The sequence below is a fragment of the Variovorax sp. GW821-FHT09D05 genome (assembly GCF_059416325.1).
Map to the genome: position 1 here is coordinate 104,453 of NZ_JBWKOZ010000010.1, position 16,916 is coordinate 121,368.

General features: G+C 65.5%; 15 protein-coding genes. 7 read left to right on the plus strand and 8 right to left on the minus strand.

Annotated features, from left to right (window positions below):
• Positions 1 to 2: 2 nt before the first annotated feature.
• The 5 genes from AC07O3_RS25930 to AC07O3_RS25950 are packed head-to-tail and all read left to right on the plus strand — an operon-like array spanning position 3 to position 5,269.
• Entirely contained in the window at positions 3 to 1,799 is a 1,797-nt protein-coding gene (locus AC07O3_RS25930; RefSeq protein WP_093179160.1) for an ABC transporter permease subunit, read from the plus strand.
• Positions 1,796 to 2,503, plus strand: coding sequence for a branched-chain amino acid ABC transporter ATP-binding protein (locus AC07O3_RS25935; RefSeq protein WP_093179055.1), 708 nt, complete (start codon positions 1,796 to 1,798; stop codon positions 2,501 to 2,503). The genes AC07O3_RS25930 and AC07O3_RS25935 overlap by 4 nt, the downstream gene beginning before the upstream one ends.
• Positions 2,500 to 3,483 carry an asparaginase gene (locus AC07O3_RS25940; protein WP_093179056.1) on the plus strand — a complete coding sequence of 328 codons (984 nt, stop codon included), beginning with the start codon at positions 2,500 to 2,502 and terminating at the stop codon, positions 3,481 to 3,483. The genes AC07O3_RS25935 and AC07O3_RS25940 overlap by 4 nt, the downstream gene beginning before the upstream one ends.
• Before the next feature lie 12 nt (positions 3,484 to 3,495).
• A complete protein-coding gene (locus AC07O3_RS25945; RefSeq protein ID WP_093179058.1) occupies positions 3,496 to 4,647 on the plus strand; it encodes a transporter substrate-binding domain-containing protein in 1,152 nt (383 codons plus the stop codon).
• A gap of 4 nt (positions 4,648 to 4,651) precedes the next feature.
• A complete protein-coding gene (locus AC07O3_RS25950; RefSeq protein ID WP_093179059.1) occupies positions 4,652 to 5,269 on the plus strand; it encodes an ANTAR domain-containing response regulator in 618 nt (205 codons plus the stop codon).
• A 42-nt stretch (positions 5,270 to 5,311) separates the two neighbouring features.
• Here AC07O3_RS25950 and AC07O3_RS25955 read toward each other — a convergent pair whose 3' ends face one another.
• The 8 genes from AC07O3_RS25955 to AC07O3_RS25990 form a co-directional block, all read right to left on the minus strand.
• Entirely contained in the window at positions 5,312 to 5,899 is a 588-nt protein-coding gene (locus tag AC07O3_RS25955) for a hypothetical protein (protein WP_093179061.1), read from the minus strand.
• A 131-nt stretch (positions 5,900 to 6,030) separates the two neighbouring features.
• A complete protein-coding gene (locus AC07O3_RS25960; RefSeq protein WP_256330989.1) occupies positions 6,031 to 6,441 on the minus strand; it encodes a chorismate mutase family protein in 411 nt (136 codons plus the stop codon).
• A gap of 10 nt (positions 6,442 to 6,451) precedes the next feature.
• On the minus strand, positions 6,452 to 7,501 hold the full coding sequence (locus tag AC07O3_RS25965) for a Bug family tripartite tricarboxylate transporter substrate binding protein (RefSeq protein WP_093179062.1): 1,050 nt from the start codon (positions 7,499 to 7,501) through the stop codon (positions 6,452 to 6,454).
• A 338-nt stretch (positions 7,502 to 7,839) separates the two neighbouring features.
• The gene (locus AC07O3_RS25970; RefSeq protein WP_093179064.1) at positions 7,840 to 9,735 is read right to left on the minus strand and encodes a site-specific integrase; all 1,896 of its coding nucleotides are present in this window, start codon (positions 9,733 to 9,735) and stop codon (positions 7,840 to 7,842) included.
• Positions 9,732 to 9,995 carry a hypothetical protein gene (locus AC07O3_RS25975; RefSeq protein WP_093179065.1) on the minus strand — a complete coding sequence of 88 codons (264 nt, stop codon included), beginning with the start codon at positions 9,993 to 9,995 and terminating at the stop codon, positions 9,732 to 9,734. The genes AC07O3_RS25970 and AC07O3_RS25975 overlap by 4 nt, the downstream gene beginning before the upstream one ends.
• A 175-nt stretch (positions 9,996 to 10,170) precedes the next feature.
• Complete coding sequence (locus AC07O3_RS25980) at positions 10,171 to 10,416, minus strand: hypothetical protein (RefSeq protein ID WP_495340685.1); 246 nt, start codon at positions 10,414 to 10,416, stop codon at positions 10,171 to 10,173.
• A gap of 747 nt (positions 10,417 to 11,163) precedes the next feature.
• A complete protein-coding gene (locus tag AC07O3_RS25985) occupies positions 11,164 to 12,246 on the minus strand; it encodes a ParB/RepB/Spo0J family partition protein (RefSeq protein ID WP_093179067.1) in 1,083 nt (360 codons plus the stop codon).
• Positions 12,247 to 13,188: 942 nt separating this feature from the next.
• Positions 13,189 to 14,430 (minus strand): AAA family ATPase, encoded by a 1,242-nt coding sequence (locus tag AC07O3_RS25990; RefSeq protein ID WP_093179069.1) that lies wholly within the window; start codon positions 14,428 to 14,430, stop codon positions 13,189 to 13,191.
• A gap of 550 nt (positions 14,431 to 14,980) precedes the next feature.
• On the opposite strand from AC07O3_RS25990, the gene AC07O3_RS25995 reads away from it, so the two are divergent.
• Positions 14,981 to 16,354, plus strand: coding sequence for a replication initiation protein (locus AC07O3_RS25995; protein ID WP_093179070.1), 1,374 nt, complete (start codon positions 14,981 to 14,983; stop codon positions 16,352 to 16,354).
• A 185-nt stretch (positions 16,355 to 16,539) separates the two neighbouring features.
• Positions 16,540 to 16,908 (plus strand): hypothetical protein, encoded by a 369-nt coding sequence (locus AC07O3_RS26000; RefSeq protein WP_093179072.1) that lies wholly within the window; start codon positions 16,540 to 16,542, stop codon positions 16,906 to 16,908.
• Positions 16,909 to 16,916: the final 8 nt, after the last annotated feature.

Consider the following 16,916-nt stretch of genomic DNA (forward strand, 5'->3'; position numbering starts at 1 on the left):
CAATGGCGAAATCGCCTTCTTCCTCCGTACGCGGCAAGCTGCAATCGGGCCGGGGCATCGCGGTGCTCGGCGCCGTGGGCGTGGCATTGCTCATTGCCGGGCCATGGGTGTTCGACACCTACCTGCTCAACATCCTCATCAAGGCCTTCTTCTTCGCCATTGCGGCCATCACCGTCGATGTGCTGTGGGGCTACACGGGCTATCTCACATTCGGCCAGTCGGCGTTCTTCGGCATCGGCGCCTATGCGGCGGGTCTGGCCTTCACGCATGGCGGCTTCAGCGTGCCGATGGTGCTGCTGGCCTTCGGCGCGGCGGTACTGGCCTGTGCGGCCGTTGGCGCGTTGGTGGGCTGGTTGTCCTTCTATCGCGGTGCGTCGCCCTTCTTCGCGACCGTCATCTCGCTCGTGCTGCCCATCGTGCTGACCCAGCTCCTGCTCTCGGGCGGCGAGTGGACCGGCTCCAGCTCGGGGCTCACGGGCTACGAGACATTCGATCTGTCGATGGCGGCCTGGTACTGGGTCTCCGGCGCGATGCTGTTGCTGTTCGGTGTGCTGGGCTGGCTGCTGGTGCGCAGCGATGCGGGCCGTGTGCTGGCCGCCATCCGCGACAACGAATCGCGTTGCACGTATCTCGGCATTCCGATCGCACTGGTCAAGATCGCGTTGCTCGTGGTCATGGCCGTGGTGGCGGGCCTGGCGGGCTTCGGCTACGGTGCCTTCAGCGGGGTGGTCGCGCCGGAGCTGACGGGCTTCGCCCTCGGAACCGAGTTGGTCATCCTGGTGGCGCTGGGCGGACGCGGCACGCTGTGGGGGCCGCTCATCGGGGCGGTGCTCATCAACGTCGCCACGGCGTACCTGAGCAGCAGCATGCCGTTCGCGTGGCAGCTGATCCTTGGTGTGGCCTTTGTGCTGGTGATCGTGTTGTTGCCGCAAGGCCTGGTGCCTCTGTTGCTCAAGCCCTTCGGGCTGGGGCGCATCGCAGCGCGGGTGCCGGTGCTGGCCGAGCGCCCGCTCGACGCGCGGAACAACACGCAGAGTGCGGCACCCGCGCTGCAGATGCACCAGGTTGCGCGCAGCTTCGGTTCGCTCAAGGTGCTGCAGGGCATCGACCTGGAGGCGCGCGCAGGTGAACTGGTCGGCCTGATCGGCCCCAACGGCGCTGGCAAGACCACGCTGATGCGCTGCATGAGCGATGGCGCGGACCGCAGCGCCGGCACGGTGGTGCTGTGCGGCAACGACATCCGCCAGCTCCCGCCCGAGGCCTGCGTGCGCTTCGGCCTGGGCCGCAAGTTCCAAAACGCCAACATCTTCGAATCGCTCACGGTCGCCGAATGCCTGCGCATTGCGGGCACGCTGCTCGAATGGCCGTCGTTGATGCGGCAAGGCGGCACGCCGAACCTGCCGCCCTATGCCCTGGACGTGGTGCGCACCACCGGCCTCGATGCCAAGCTGTCCGTCGTGGCGCGCGATCTGTCGCACGGCGAACAACAAGCGCTCGAGCTGGCGATGGTCCTGGCGCTGGAGCCGCGCATCGTCTTGCTCGACGAACCCACCGCAGGTCTGACCAAGACCGAGCGCACACAGGTCGGCCAGATCCTGTCGTCGCTCGCGCACCGCTACGGGCTGTGCTGTCTGCTGGTGGAACACGACCTCGACTTCGTCGAGGAAATCGCGACGCGCATCGTTGTGCTGCATCAGGGCACCATCGTGATGCAGGGCAGCTTCCGCGAGGTGGTCGATTCACCGCTGGTGAAGACCATCTATTCCGGCAGCGCTCACGCAGTGAAGGAGGCCGCATGACACAGGCCGCATTGAAGCTGGACGGCATCACCAGCGGTTACCGGGAATCGGTGGTGCTGCGTGGGCTTTCGCTGAGCGTGGGCGCGGGCGAGGCAGTGGCGCTGCTGGGCAAGAACGGCATGGGCAAGAGCACGCTGCTGAAGACGGTGATGGGCTACCTGCCCAAGAAGGCCGGCGAGATCCGCCTGGGCGGCACGGACATCACCCGCATGCCGCCGCACCGCATCGCGCGGCAAGGCATCGCGTACGCGGCACAGGAACATGCGTTGTTTGCCGACCTGAGCATTCGCGACAACCTGCGGCTGGGTCTGGCGAAGGAGTCCGAATTCGACGAGAGATTCGGCGCGATCGATCCGCTGTTTCCGGTGTTCAAGAGCCGGCTGCCGCAGTATGCCGGCACGCTGTCCGGTGGCGAGCAGAAGATGCTTCTACTTGCACGCGCACTGATGATGCGACCCTCGGTCATCCTGCTGGACGAGATCACTGAGGGGCTGCAGCCATCGGTGATCGACCGGCTGGCCAATGCGCTCGTGAGCGAGCGTGCACAGCGCGGGACCACGCTGCTGATCGTCGAGCAGAACGTGCCGTTCGCGCTGCAGGTGGCTGACCGCTACGTGGTGCTGAAACAGGGCGAGCTGATCGACGAGGGCGATGCGAAGGCGGTCGGCGCGGCTGAGCATGTGTTCGGGCACTTGCGCGTATGACGCTTCCTCTCTGCGTGCTCATCGCCACCGGTGGCACCATCGCGATGAAGGTCGATCCGATGCACAAGGCGCCGCTGCCCGCCCTGTCGGGCCAGGATCTCCTGGCCAGTGTGCCGGGCCTCTCGGACATCGCACGGCTGGAGGTGATCGACCTCTGCAACAAACCCTCCGATCACATGGGGCCGGATGACTGGGCAACGCTGAGCAGCGTCGTCGACGCCGCGCTCGCGCGCGAGGACGTGGCCGGCGTGATCGTTTCGCACGGCACCGACACGCTCGAAGAGGCGGCATGGTTCCTCGACCTGACGCTGGCCACCGACAAGCCCGTGGTGCTGGTGGGGGCGCAACGCAACGCCTCCTCCCCCGACTTCGACGGTCCCCGCAACCTGCGCGACGCGGCGCGCGTCTGTCTCGCACCCGACGCCCACGGCCGGGGCGTGATGGTCGGGATGAACAACCAGGTCCACGCCGCGCGCGAGGTCACCAAGACTCATACCAGCGACGTCGAGGCGTTCAAGTCCGGTGACTTCGGCCTACTCGCCTCGGTCGACGAAGACCGTGTGGTGTTTTCGCGATCGCCGCTTCGGCGCCAGCACGTACTGCTGCGCGGCGGCACCCTGCCGTTGGTGGAGATCGTGGCCATGTATGGCGGCGCGAGCGGCGCCTTGCTGCGCGCGACGGTGGCGCAGGGCGCACGCGGCATCGTCGTGCAGGCACTGGGCTTCGGCAATGTGAACGTCGCGGTATTCGAGGCCATCGAATGGGCCATCGGGCAAGGCGTGGCGGTGGTCGTCTCGACCCGTGTGCCCAATGGCCGCGTGTTGCCGGTCTACGGTTTCGTCGGCGGCGGGAGTACGCTCAAGGCTGCGGGGGCGGTGTTCGCCGATAACCTGAGTCCGCAGAAGGCACGCATCCTGCTGATGCTGGCATTGCAGGATCACCTCGATGCAGCGTCCCTGCAGGCGCTGTTCGACCGATGATGAAAGACGCTCATGGCCACTGACATCGCAGACATTCCCGCCGAAGACGGCTGGCGCATTGGCGTGCTCTATTCGCGCTCCGGAGCCACGGGCGTGACCGAGTCGGAGCATTTCTTCGGCACCGTCCTGGCCATCGAGGAAATCAACGGCCTGGGCGGCGTGCTGGATCGCCCGCTTTTGCCCATCGCCTACGACCCCAAGGGCGACTCCGGCGAGTACAGGCGACTGGCCACACGGCTGCTGCTGGAGGATGAAGTCAACGTGGTGTTCGGCTGCTCGCGCTCGTCGAGCCGCAAGGCGGTGCTGCCCGTCATCGAGCGCTGCAACGCGCTGCTCTGGTATTGCTCGTTCTACGAAGGCTTCGAGTATTCGCCCAACGTGATCTACACCGGGGCGGTGCCCAACCAGAACAGCGTGCAGCTCGCGGCCTACCTGTTGAAGAACCGGGGCACGCGGTTCTTCCTGGTAGGTGCCGACTACATCTATCCGCGCGAATCGAACCGCGTCATGCGCGAGATGGTGGAGCAGCACGGCGGCGAGATCCTCGACGAGGTCTATCTGCCGCTCGAAGCCTCCGAGCCCGAGTTGCAGGAAGTGATGCGCGACATCGTGGCCGCACAGCCCGATGTGGTGTTCTCCACCGTCGTGGGCGAGTCGGCCAGGCGCTTCTACCAGATCTACCGCGAACACGGCCTGGACCCGGCGCGCATGCCGATCGCGAGTCTGTCGATGGCCGAAGAGGAAGTGCGCCTCACTGGCGCCGGCATCTGCGAGGGGCACATCACGGCGGCGACGTATTTCAGTTCTCTGCAAAACGAAAGCAACGCACGCTTCGTCGAACGATGGCGCGCGCGTTTCGGCGACCGTCCCACCAGCACCTGGTCGGAAATGGCGTACAGCCAGATGCACCTGTTCGCGCGCACGCTGGAGCGCACCGGCAGTTTGGACACGCGCAAGCTGGTGAAGGCCTCTCACGGCGTGCGATTCGACTCCCCTGAAGGCCCGTTGTCGGTGGATGCCGATAACAACCACTGCATGTTGACCCCGCGAATCGGCGTGTGCCGCGCCGACGGGCAGTTCGACATTGTGTGGCAGGGCTCGGAGCCGGTGAAGCCCGACCCCTATCTGTCGACCTTCGGCTTCTCCGAGTTCTGGCTGAGCTGATCCGATGAGCAGCTTGCGCCGCCTCTACGACGACCTTCGCAGCATCTGCGTCGCGGTGGTGTATCCGCCTGGCGAAGACCGGGACGTGCTGCTCGACCAGCTCAAGCGCATCGGCTGCAGGCTCAAGGTGATCTGGCCCTTCCCAGCCGAACCACCCACGGGCTGCGACGTGATCTTCTTTCAGGTCTCGCAGGAGCTGCAGGGCAGCGCGAGCTGGAGCGCCAGCGCGGTCGAGGCCACGCTCGTCGCCCTGTCCGACTACGAGAGCCCGACAACGCTGAAGCTCTTGCTCGATACCAGCGCCCACGGCGTCATCACGCGGCCGTTTCGCTCGTCGGGCGTTCTGAGCACGCTTGTGCTGGCGCGCTCGTCGCGCGGCTACCAGGAACGGCTGCAGAGCAAAGTCAATAAGCTCGAAGACACCATCCGATCGCGCCGCCTGATCGAGAAGGCAGTGCGCCTGCTGACCGAGACGCAAAACCTCTCGGAGAGCAAGGCCTACGAGCACATGCGCTCACGCGCGACCGCGTTGCGCGTGACCGTGGCCGAGGTCGCAGCCATGGTGGTGGAGGCGCATGAGGCAATGGAGAAATTGGGGTTTGGACGCACGCCGGGCGCATGACACGCGCAGCAATTTGAAGCGTCGGACAACGAACGACTTGGCTCACTCCCGAAACTGTCGTGCGACCGGGCTGCCCTTCCAGACCACGGCCCTTCCTTCATCGACGGCTTGGCGCCCGTAGAGAATCCATGCGTCGCAGACGGTGCCGATGGACTCGATCGCCTCGAAACGCTCTGCGTGTGCCGCTGCAAAGGATGTGAAGACGATGCCCGCGTCGTAGCGTCCTTCGGTCAGGCCGGCCTGGACCGCGAGCACCGTGGACTCGTGAACGACGGTCGGCCAGGCGGAAAGGTCGGAATAGTTCTGCGTGGCGGGCTGCACGCCCACCCTGCCGGCGCCCTCGCCGCTTCCCGTGGTCCGTACCAATGTCATGGGCCGGCTGGGAGAAATGAAGGCGTCGACCACCACCATGGCCGCGCGATAGCTACCTGTGAGTTCGGCGGCCGCAGGATGAACAGCGCATTGAAGCAGGTAGTCCGCCTCACCGGCGATCAGCGCACGTGCACCGCTGTGGAAATCGTCGAACAGGACGATGCGAGCGGTTTCCGCGATGCCATGCGCGGCCAGGTACTGCTGGAGAACGAAGTGGTGGTTGCTGCCCTCGCGGCCCAGCGTCGAAAAGATCAGCATGTGCTCGCTCTGGCGGTAGATAGACTGGCCGGAGATGGTCGATCTCGATGGCCGCCTTGGCAAAGGTCGAGGCGTGCGCGAGTTGCCGGTGATGCCTTGACCGGCCCTGTCCGAACGGGAAATGCGCGGCCTCATGCAGCTGTTTCGGGCGCGTCAATGATTTCATCCTCCAGCCGGCAGGTCTCGGTGATGATCAGTTCGTAGAGGGCGCGCAGGAACACCGGACTCATGCCGTGCTCGGCGGCAAAGGCCGCCGCACGCTCCTGTACCACGCCGATGCGGTGGGGCTGCATCATCGGGATCGCATGGTTGCGCTTATGCAGGCCGATACGGCAGCAGCAGACAAGCCTTTGCCTCAAGGTCTCCAGCAACGTCCTGTCCAGGTCGTCGAGTTCGTCTCGCAGCGACTGCAGGGTCGACTGGGCTTCCTCGTTGCGGTCGACAGGGCCCGCGTCCGCGCTCATCGGGGCTGAGGCTGCGTCACGGGCCTCGGCCATGGTTTTCTGGCGCCCGTCGGGGCGCCGCTGTTGTGCTGAATTCATGTGGAGCTCCTTATTCGAGCCTGATGCCCTGGCTGGCGATGATCTGCGTGAGCGTCGCCGTGTCCGCCTTCACGCGGCGCGTCAGCGCCTCACCCGAAATGCCGACGGCCTCGTAGCCGTGCTGGAAGAGCTTCTGCCGCACCTCGGGCGAGCGGATGACTTCGGCGAGCACCTGGTTCAAGCGCTCCACGATGGGGGCCGGCAGGCTGGCAGGCGCCGCCGCCGCAGTCCAGATCTCGAGCTCGAAATCCTTCAGTCCCGCTTCCTGCAGGCTCGGGTAGTCGGGTACGAGCGCGGAGCGGCGCAGCGAGGTCACGCCGATTGCACGCAACTTTCCGGCCTTGACCTGCTCATCGGCGAGGCCCGGCGGAAGGAGCGCCAGTTGCAGTTGCCCGCCGATCAGGCCGGAGATGACCTGCGGATTGCCCTGATAGGGCACGTGCTCGGCGCCGATGCCGGTGCGGGTCTTGAGGAGCTCCATGCCGAGGTGGCCGATCGTGCCGATGCCGGGCGAACCGTAGCTCCAGCGGCCGGCGGCAGCGCGCGCTGCGTCGAGAAAGCCTCGGGCGTCAGCCTTCGAGACCTCCGACGTCGTGGCGAGCACCAGGGGGGCGGTGCAGATGATGCTGAGCGGCAACAGATCCTTCTGCGGGTCGTAGGGAGTCGCTGGATTGAGAATCTTGGCGATCGTCATGTTGCCGTTGATGAGGATGCCGATCGTGTGCCTGTCGGTGGACCTCGCGACGATGTCCGCCGCGATATTGCCGCTGGCGCCGGGGTGGTTCTCGACGATCACGGGCTGACCCAGCGCCTTCGCCATCGGAGCGGCCAGAGCGCGCGCCACGAAGTCCGGCGATGAGCCGCCGCCGAAGCCGACGACAAGGCGCACCGGTCGCGTCGGCCACTTCACATCCGCGGGACGGGCGCTTGAAGTGCCCGGCGGGGCGAGATCGGTGCGGTTTGCGCCGGACGATTGTGCGAAGGCGCCGCCAGTGCAGGCGAACGCGCCCAAAACACACAGCAAGCGCGCGGCAAACGATCGAAAAAAGACGAAGGACATGGCGTGAGAAATTGGAAATCGGAAGCCCAAGTCTTTCTTCGCTGACGCGCCGAATCAACTCCTGCTTGGTGCGCAAAAACTCCACTTCGCGTCACCGCCGTGCAGATCCGACTTGCCCACGAGCAGGCGAAGCCAAGGCTTCCCGCATTTGCTTGCCACGCAAGATCACTGTCGAGCACCTGCGGCGTCCGGCTGCGCCAAGGGCTGACGTGCCGGGACCGGCACGTCAGCCCTTGGTCTTCGATCATGAAACCGCTGTGGATGTACCGTCCGCGATCGGCCACGCGCAACCTTGAGCGACGGCGGACGCCGGATTCGCGCACGGCGTACCCCTTCGTCTAGCCGGACCGGCGCCTCGCGAGGTACATCGAGGTCGTGCTCGGCAATGCATGGCCCAGATTGTTCTGCACCACCTGCAGCGGCAGCGGTGCCTGCCCTGCCCTGCCCCGCAAGGCATGCGATCCGTGGGAATGCCGCAGCCAGTGCGTGCTGGCCTTTCTGAGTTGCTTGGCATCGGCCGCGTCGAGGCCCTGGACGGCAGCGCGCGCGAGGAATGCCTTGATGGCCTGGTAGAGCCCCGAAGGCGACCAGGCGGGAGGGTGTTCACCGCCTGTCTCAAAGCGCGCCAGCACGGGGATGCCACGGTTGCCGGCGGCATCCGCCTGCCGATCGAAGCCGTGGCGTGCCAGCTCATCCCCGAGCTCATCGACCAGTTCGGCGGGTACGGGCACCTGGCGGCGCCCCCCGCCCTTGCCGGTCACCGAGAGCAGCCAGACACTTGTGGTCGAACCGTCGGCCGCGGTCGCATGCCGCAACTGGAGGTGCTCGCAGCGCGCATTGGTGATCTCGGCCAGCCGCAGTCCTGTCGCATACAGCCAGCGCATGCCTCGGCGCAGGCGCCGCCCGGCGTCGGTGTCCACGTGAACGCGCAGCAGCGCATCGATGTGGTCCCACTGGGCGAAGCTCAGCGTGCGGTTCGCGCCGAGCGGGCGCTGCGGATCGGGGGGCAAGGCCGATTCTGCAAAGGGGTTGCCCGTCACGTAGCCCTGGCTCGCCAGGAAGGCGAACAAGCTTCGAAGAATGACCAGGGACTGACGCAACGCCACCGGCGTCAACGCGCCTTCCAGCGGCCGCCACATCGGCGACCAGCGCTGGTGATGACGCGGCCCGCACCAGGCGACGGGTGGCTTGGCCAGGAAAGCCTGGTAGGCGCCTGCATCTTCGCCGGTGAGCGAGGACATTGCCTTGCCGCGCTCCAGCACAGCCCAGAGCAGCAGGCGCTCCGCCTCCTTGCGGTACGAGCGCTGCGTGGACGACAGGGGCGCCTTCACAGCGCCACCGCCCTTCGAGGCCAGCCACGCGTTGATCGCCTCATGGTCGTTGGCCGCCGCGAGCCGGCAGACCTCCCGCGGTGCGCGGCAAGTCCCCGCGCGACCATCCAGCCCAGCCGGCAGCACGAACTTCTCGTAGGGCACCAATGCGGTGGCGGCCGGGACCACCTGCGCCAAGGCAGATGGGCTCAGCTGCGCGCGCGGCTGGGCCGCATGCACGCCGATGCGCAAGCCCAGCACCCGCTCGTTCGCATGCACCCAGTCCAGGACCCGGGCAGCCTTGCGTTCACCCACGCCGGGCACATGGACCCACCAGCGCGCACCGGCGTCGTTGATTCGCTCCACCAGCGCGGCCAATGTCGCAAATCCCGCGCGCTCGAGCCGCTCGGCCAGCACCGGATGCAGCCAGGCGGCCACGCTGTCGCCCGGGCGCGGGTCCTGCGCGACCAGACCCTCGAGCCAGCGCAGCGCCTCCAGCTGGCGCTCGATGACGCGCGCACGCCGCAAGGTCTGGCCACCGCCTGCCGACCGGCTTCTTCCGCCGGCGCCGGCTCTCCCGAACGCGGCCTCGTAGGCCTCGATCTGTTCGGCCTCCGAGAAATCCTCCATGCCCCGGGCCAGCGCGAATTCGGCCAGGCTCGGCAACGCCGGCACGGCGGTGAAGCGTTCGGGGTCGAGCAGGATCAGGCGCGCGGTGCCCGGTTTCTGTTCGCGACGCGCGGCTGCGGCAAAGGCATCGCGGATCCAGGCGATCGTGCGGCGCACGGTGCGCAGGTCGACGTGCTCGCCCTCCAAGCGCAGATAGCGGTCCCAACTGGCGCGCTCGTCGACTCCCTGGGCAAGCGCCCGCATGAAGGCGAAGTGACCGCGGTGCAGCTTGCGCGGGGGGGGCGTCTTTTTCATGTGGAGGTCGGGGCGCCGGATGCCTGGCCGGCCTGCCAGAACTTCCACCAGCGCCGCGGCACGCTCACGGGTGGCGGCAACTGCTGCGCCCGGCTGATGCGAATGCGCTGGCGCAACTCGACTTCCAGCGCATGCGCCACGCCATAGGCCTGCTTCGCACCGCGCGAGGCGAGTGCGCGCCATTCCACAGCCAGGCGCTCGAGTTCTTCGTCGTCCAATCCGGCCAGTTCCTCGGAGTTCGGGACGGGGTGGCGGCTCATTGCGTCGGACCTTCTTCTTTGATGCCGGCCGGCGGGACGGTCGACGTCGATGCGGATCGCTTCGTCCGTGACCACACGGATCCCCACTTCCAGATCATCTTGTTCGCTGTTGCCTTCATTGCGGTACGTCCCCCTCGATGCTATCGGTCGGACAAGTGCAAGCATCCAGAAATCATCACGCTTCCCTCTTTTTTGATGCGCCGAGGGTGCGAGCTTGGCGCACACCCTTCGGCCACCGGATCGCATAATCATCAATTCTAATTCCAGATGCCGTGAGCGGTAAATTCTCGAAACTGGCATCGAGAAAAGCCTTAAGTCTTTGATTTGGTTCTGATTTCTCAAGCCTGATCAAAACACCGCCCAGCCAATAGCGACGGCCCGTGGAGCGAAGCTGAGTCATTGCTTTGGCTTCCGGCGGCAAGTGGGCGCTCCCATTCAGGATTTGGGCGTCAATCGACGGCCCGCCCGCAACAGCCACCATTAGGCCGCCTTCGCAGCGCTGGACGCGCCGCGCAAGATTTTCATGTCGCCAAGACGAGAGAGCACGTGTGCACCAGAGCCAACCAACGCATGGGACTTTCGAACACGCGCGGCCCCAAGTAAGAGCCAGCGCAGTTCGAGCGGCAGAACACCCCCCACTCTTCCTTGGACCCCATCTGGTCGGTCTTGCTGGGAAGGAGCGAGCGCCGGAGATGATTTCCCTGGAGTTTTGTGAGCACGGCTGCGCCGGAGCGCAGATGTTGCGGGACTACGCTATCCGTGTGGCACTCGCTTGCGCCAGGGGCTGGCATTCCAAACCCGAACGCGATCGGTACTTTGCTGCGTCCAGTCTGTGTACTTCAACACGGAGCAGGCCCCGGTTGAGGCAGCGGACTCAATTGCACGATCCAAGCGATGTGGGCGTATACATTGAAATGTGCAGAGGATTTTCTGCGCTCGCGGCGCCCCGCGAGCAGGCCCGGGATGGAAGGGAGCCCGAACCTGCCCGTGCCGGGCCAGCCGATCGACGCCAAGGCCACTGCGAGTGTGACTTGGGCATGGAGCAAACAGGCCGTGGCCGGAGTCAGGTTCGGGGCATGGAAACCTGGTCGCCAGTTGCCCTGCCCTACCCCAGCCGTTCCAGGAGCAATTCCCAATGGCACTCACATGACGTTGGGACCTGCCCGGGCTAGCCGAGCAGCTTGACCTTCTGCAGGGTCTCGGCCACGGACTTCAGCAGGACGTCCGCTGGAAGGTCCGACATGGGGCCCGGCAGCAAGGTCAGCGTGACGGTTCCGTCAGGTGCCCGCAGACACGAGCCCACCGTCTTGCCCTCGATCAGGAGGGCGAGCTTCTCCGGCTTTGCGGCCGCCTCCAGCCCCAGCAGGCGCGCCACCACAGCCGCCGGTGCGAGCTTCTGGCCACGCACCTTCTCGGCACGCTTCAGGACGCTGCGTCGATCCTTGTCGAGGGCCGCGTTCAGTTGCTCCGCATGCCGGTGCTGCACTTCCAGCGGGCTGCGGAAACACTCGAGCACGGCCGACGGCAACTGTGCCACCGTCAGCGCCTTGCGGATCCAGGTGTGACTCACACCGAGTTTTTCGGCCAGTTGGCGCTGGGTCGGAAACAGCTGCTCCTCGAGCGCGCGCTGGTACATCACGCCCTGCTCATACGGCGAGAGATCGGCCCGCTCGCGGTTTTCGCGGTCCATGGCCGCGAACAGTTCAGCGTCGCCGAGTTCGTCGAGCCAGATCGCCGCCAGAACCGGAATACCCAGCTCCAGGCAGGCCCGGTGGCGTCGATGACCGAAGACCAGTTCGTACTGTCCGGGCTCATCCGCCACCGGGCGCACCAGGATCGGTTGCACATTGCCGCCGGCCTGCTCGACGTCAGCCTTGAGCCCGGCAAACTCCGCGTTCTCGAACGAGGCCGGATGGCGGTTGGCCCAGCGGGAGGCCCGGATGGTCGCGGGGTCCAGCTTGCGCGTAGGCGTCGAGCCGTCGTGCTGATGAAGCCGCTCGCGCAGGGCTGTCAGTTCACCTTCCACGGCTTGCATCTGGCCACGGAACGCCAGCATCTGTCCGGGACCGGTGCGGGGGGCGAAGTGACTGGTCTGCGCCGGTGGAAACCTGGTTTCCACGGCGGCCGCAGCGCCGGGTAGCGTCGTCAGAACCGGCGCTGTCGAATTGGAAACTGGAGCCGCTGCGGGCGCGGGCTCCGGAATCGACAGGCCGGCCGTCAAAGCTTCGAGACGTTTACGGGTACTAGCCATTGGAACCTCCAGTGCGGTGGAAACCAGGTTTCCACACAGATGCTGCGCGGCGGGGAATCGGCGGGACGGGACCGAGGAAAGCACCTGCAGCCGGGTGCCCGGAAACCTGGTTTCCAGGCGGTGTGCCGCAGCCGGTGCGTGGAAACCAGGTTTCCACACAGGTGCTGCGCGGTGCGGAATCGGCCGAACGAGGGTAAAGGAAGCGCCCGCGGCCGGGTGTCTGGAAACCTGGTTTCCAGGCGGCATGCCGCAGCCGGTGCGTGGAAACCAGGTTTCCACGCAGGTGCTGCGCGGTGCGGAATCGGCCGGGCCGGGGCAAAGGAAGCGCCCGCGGCCGGGTGTCTGGAAACCTGGTTTCCAGGCGGTGTGCCGCAGCCGGTGCGTGGAAACCAGGTTTCCACGCAGGTGCTGCGCGGTGCGGAATCGGCCGGGCGAGGGCAAAGGAAGTGCCCGCGGCCGGGTGTCTGGAAACCTGGTTTACAGACGGTGTGCCGCAGCCGGTATGTGGAAACCAGGTTTCCACGCAGATGCTGCACGGTGCGCAATCGGTCGGGCGAGGGCAAAGGAAGTACTCGCAGCCAGATGTCTGGAAACCAGGTTTCCAGACAGCGTGCCCCGAGCCGGCGTGTGGAAACCTGGTTTCCACGCGGATCTCGTGGTGCGCGATCGGCGGGACGAGGTCGAGGGAAGCGCCCGCAGTCGCATCTCTGGAAACCTGGTTTCCAGACAGCAGACCCGGAGCCGGTGTGTGGAAACCTGGTTTCCACACACCCGAGCCTGCCAACCGTCGATGGCAGGCACAACGCTCGTCATCGGGGCGTTCGGCTTCGCACGGCCTGAACCTGCGTGCCGCGTTCGGTCTCGACTGGCATGCCAATGGATCGGTGGAAACCTGGTTTCCACACGGCGTCCGCGCCCTCTTCGATTCGTGCGTCAAAGCTCTCATTGCACCTGTGCCTTGTCCGACCAGCTGCTCACCACGGACTGCTCGACCAGATCCACGAAAGAGTCGTAGGCGTCGGCCGCACGCTTGTAGGTCTTGGCGGCGCCTTCGTACTTCTGCACGTCGTAGACGGTGGCGAACTCGGCCGCCTTGTTGCTGGTCACGCTGGTCTTCGGGATCTCCACCGGCAGCGTGTACTCGCCATAGGTGGCCTGGATCCATTGCCTGACCGCCGGCGTGGCCGGATCGCTCGGGTCGACCCGGCTGAGCAGCACGTGCAGGAAGTCGAATGCCTTGCCGGCCAGATCGCCGCCTTGTGCATCGAGGTTGCCGCCCAGGTCGGCCAGCAACGACCAGAACTGCGCGGACGATGCGAAGTCCAGGCCGGAGGGCGGCACCGGCACGATGATCCCGTTGGCCGCCCACAGCGCATTGATGGTCACGTAGGACAGCGACGGCGGGGTGTCGATGACGATCACGTCGTAGAGGTCGCGCACGCTCTCCAGTCCGGCATTGAGCACATCCCAGAAGCGCGCACCCGGCTCCTGCATCTGGCGCGCCGGCAGCGCGAACTCGGCCGAGAAGAGGAAGGGGGCCGCAGCCACCAGATCCAGTCCGTCCCAGTAGGTCGAGCGGATCGCATAGCGGATGTCGGACTGGCTGCCGTCGCACAGGGGAGCGATGGTCATGTCCTCGCTGATCTCCGCTTCGGGCAGCAGACCGTGCAAGGTCGTGAGCGAGCCCTGCGGATCGGTGTCGATGGCCAGCACCCGGTGGCCACGCAGACTCAACCCCTGCGCCAGCACCATGGCCGTCGTCGTCTTGGCGACGCCGCCCTTGAAGTTGCCCACGGCGATGGTGAACGCCTTTTTGCCGGCAGGGCGCATCTTGTCGGCGCGGTAGGTGCGCGTCCACGCGCGCAGTTCGCTCAGCTCGAAGTTGCGCTTGCCGCCAGCCGGCGTCAGCCGCCCGCTCGGCAGATCCTCCTTGGTGATGCGGTAGGCCACATGCGCCTTGTCGACGCCGCACAGAGCCGCCAGATGCGCGGTAGAGTAGATCGGTGAAACCTTGCGAGCTTCCGGCGCCAGCAGCCGGCTGCGGATCTGCTCGACCATGGAACCGGCACGCACGGCCAGGGCCGCGATGCGTGGCATGTCGATACGCGCACGGGAAGGGGAAGGAATGGAGGGGGAGAGCGTGGAAACCTGGTTTCCAGCGCTGGCGGGAGCGGGCAATGCCATGGAGAAGGGCCTTTATTCGACAGAATTTGGCCATTCTATGGGAATCCGTCGAATGAACAAGATACGCAAAGAGCCACGCCTGTTCGGGGGTGCGAACTGTGAGAAAGATTGGGGACCAAGGTGAGATCCATTGGGATTGCAGCCCTCCGCAGACGTCCAGGCAGCTGGGATTTCAGCCGATCTGGCGGAGCAGGGGTCTCAAAAGCCCTGTCGAAGCGGCGTTCAGCAAGGGGCTTCCGTCCAAAACGTCCAGGCAGTGCGCGGCAACCCTTGTCCACTCACATCAAATCCCAACCATGCACACGTCAAGCCGCCTCGAATCCCATCCAATCTCACATTCAATCCCAAAGACTCTCACGCCAAATCCCAGCCGCACTCACACAACCCGCTCCAAGTCCTTGTCAGGGTTCGAGAAATCCCATCCCCAAATCTTCAATCTCTCCAAGTGTTTCATTTTCAATGTCTCAAGGCACTCTCCGCCAATCTGTAAATTGACCGATTCACAAATCGTGGGCATGATGTGAAACCGTTGATCCCCTGAAAGAAGTCCATGGAAGAGGGCGAAGTTCCGCGACAGCCGCCCAAGCCCTTGCCAGCCCTGGACGAGCAGAGCGTCGCCAAGGCCAACGAGGCCATCGCGATCCGCCCCAAACGTGGACGCCTCACGCTGCTGTCGCGGCGCATCTACAACGCGTTGCTCTATCACTCGCAGCGTCAGGGTGTTGACGAGCCTGTCTACAAGCTGGCCCTCAGCGAGCTGATCGGCGACGCACGCTTCAACTCCAACAACACCGAACTGCTCAAGTCCCACCTGCGCGATATGCAGGCGACCACCATCGAATGGTCCACCAGCGGCACCGGTCTGAAGCGCTGGGTGTCGTCGCAGCTGCTCGGCACCGTCACCATCGAGGAGCAGGGCAGGGGGCGGCCCTGCACCATCACCTGGCGCTATCCCGAAGAAATCCGCGAACGGCTCGTCAAGCCGCATCAGTACACGCGCGTGTTGCTTGAGATCAGCGGCCAGATGCGCAGCTACCCGGCGGCCGTGCTCTACGAGATCGGCGCTCGCTATCTCACGTCGCCCAGCCGGCTGTCGATGCGCGAGGACGTCCTGTGGTGGGCGGCTGTCCTGACCGGGCGCAGCGACATCACAGAGGTCGACTATCGCTTCCTCAAGCGCGACGTGATCAGCAAGGCGCTGGCCGAGATAGAGGCGCTGTGCGAGGATTTCAGCCTCGAGCTCATCGAACACAAGCGCGGCCGGCGCATCGAGGAAATCCAGTTTCGGGTAGTGCCCAAGCTGCAGCAGCGCCTGGGTGTGCCCGACGACCCGAGTCGCAACGTCTTCGACCTGGAACTCGTCGGCAAGCTGATCGCGCTCGGCCTCAAGCAGGACGAGGCCCAGGACCTGTATGCAACGACTGACGAAGGACAGCTGCGCGGCACGCTCGAACATGTGGAACAGCGGCTTCGCAGCCAGACGCTGCCGGCGCTCAAGTCACCCGCAGCGTATTTCAAGGACGCCCTGAAAAAGGGCTATGCCGGCGTGAAAGGGGCGAGTGAACCACCCGCAACGACGGCCCTGCCTGCGCCGCCCCAAGGACGGCCCAAGGCCGCACTTGGGGGCGAGGACCGCATGCACCGCATCCGGGAGTTGTGGGAGAACGATCGCATGCAAAAGGCCAAAGCGCTCTATCTGGAAATGCCCGAAGCCATGCAGGCCGAGGTGCGCTCGCGCTTCGAGGCCGATCGGCTCGCGCAGATCGCCGCGCCCATCGCCCGGGCGTGGCGTCGCGACGGACCCGCCAGCCGCATTGCGGCCACGACCTTCCACCGCTGGCTGGCGCAGGTCACATGGCCGGAGGAGCCTTCCGATCGGGTGCTGCTTGACTTTGCTTTGGCTCAGGGCGTGGCCGGCATGTGATCGACTGACCTCATTCATGGACAGTGAGCACACACTGCCTGAACTGACGGATACGGAACATGCAACCGACGTGGCAGGACCGGCCGACCATCAGGCACGTCCAAACACCCTCGCCTGAGCCCTTCCTGAGCCGGCCTATTCCAAGGACTGATGGATCTGATATGGGATTTATCCCATAATACCCCATGTCCACGGGCTTCTTCTACCACCCGGACGCAGACGCGGAGTTCAATGCGATTCGACCGCTCGGCCCGTACTTCCGCAAATGCCTGGCGGTCTCGGCACGGCGCGGCAACTGGATCGCGGATGGGACAAGGCCGTTGCTGAGTTCCGAGTTGCTCAAGCGCGGGCGTTCACTGTCGACGCTGTACCTCGTCGACTACTGGGTGCTTGATATTCCACCCCGTCTTTTCGACTGGATCACGGTGGTGTACGACCAGGTAGGTGCAGACGTGATCGTCGTCGCGATCGACGCCTGTCGCGGCGGTGTTCGGATCCATCCGTTGCCAACCCTTCCCGATGCCTCGGACCGAGGCTATGCGCTCTCCCGCTGAGAGCATTT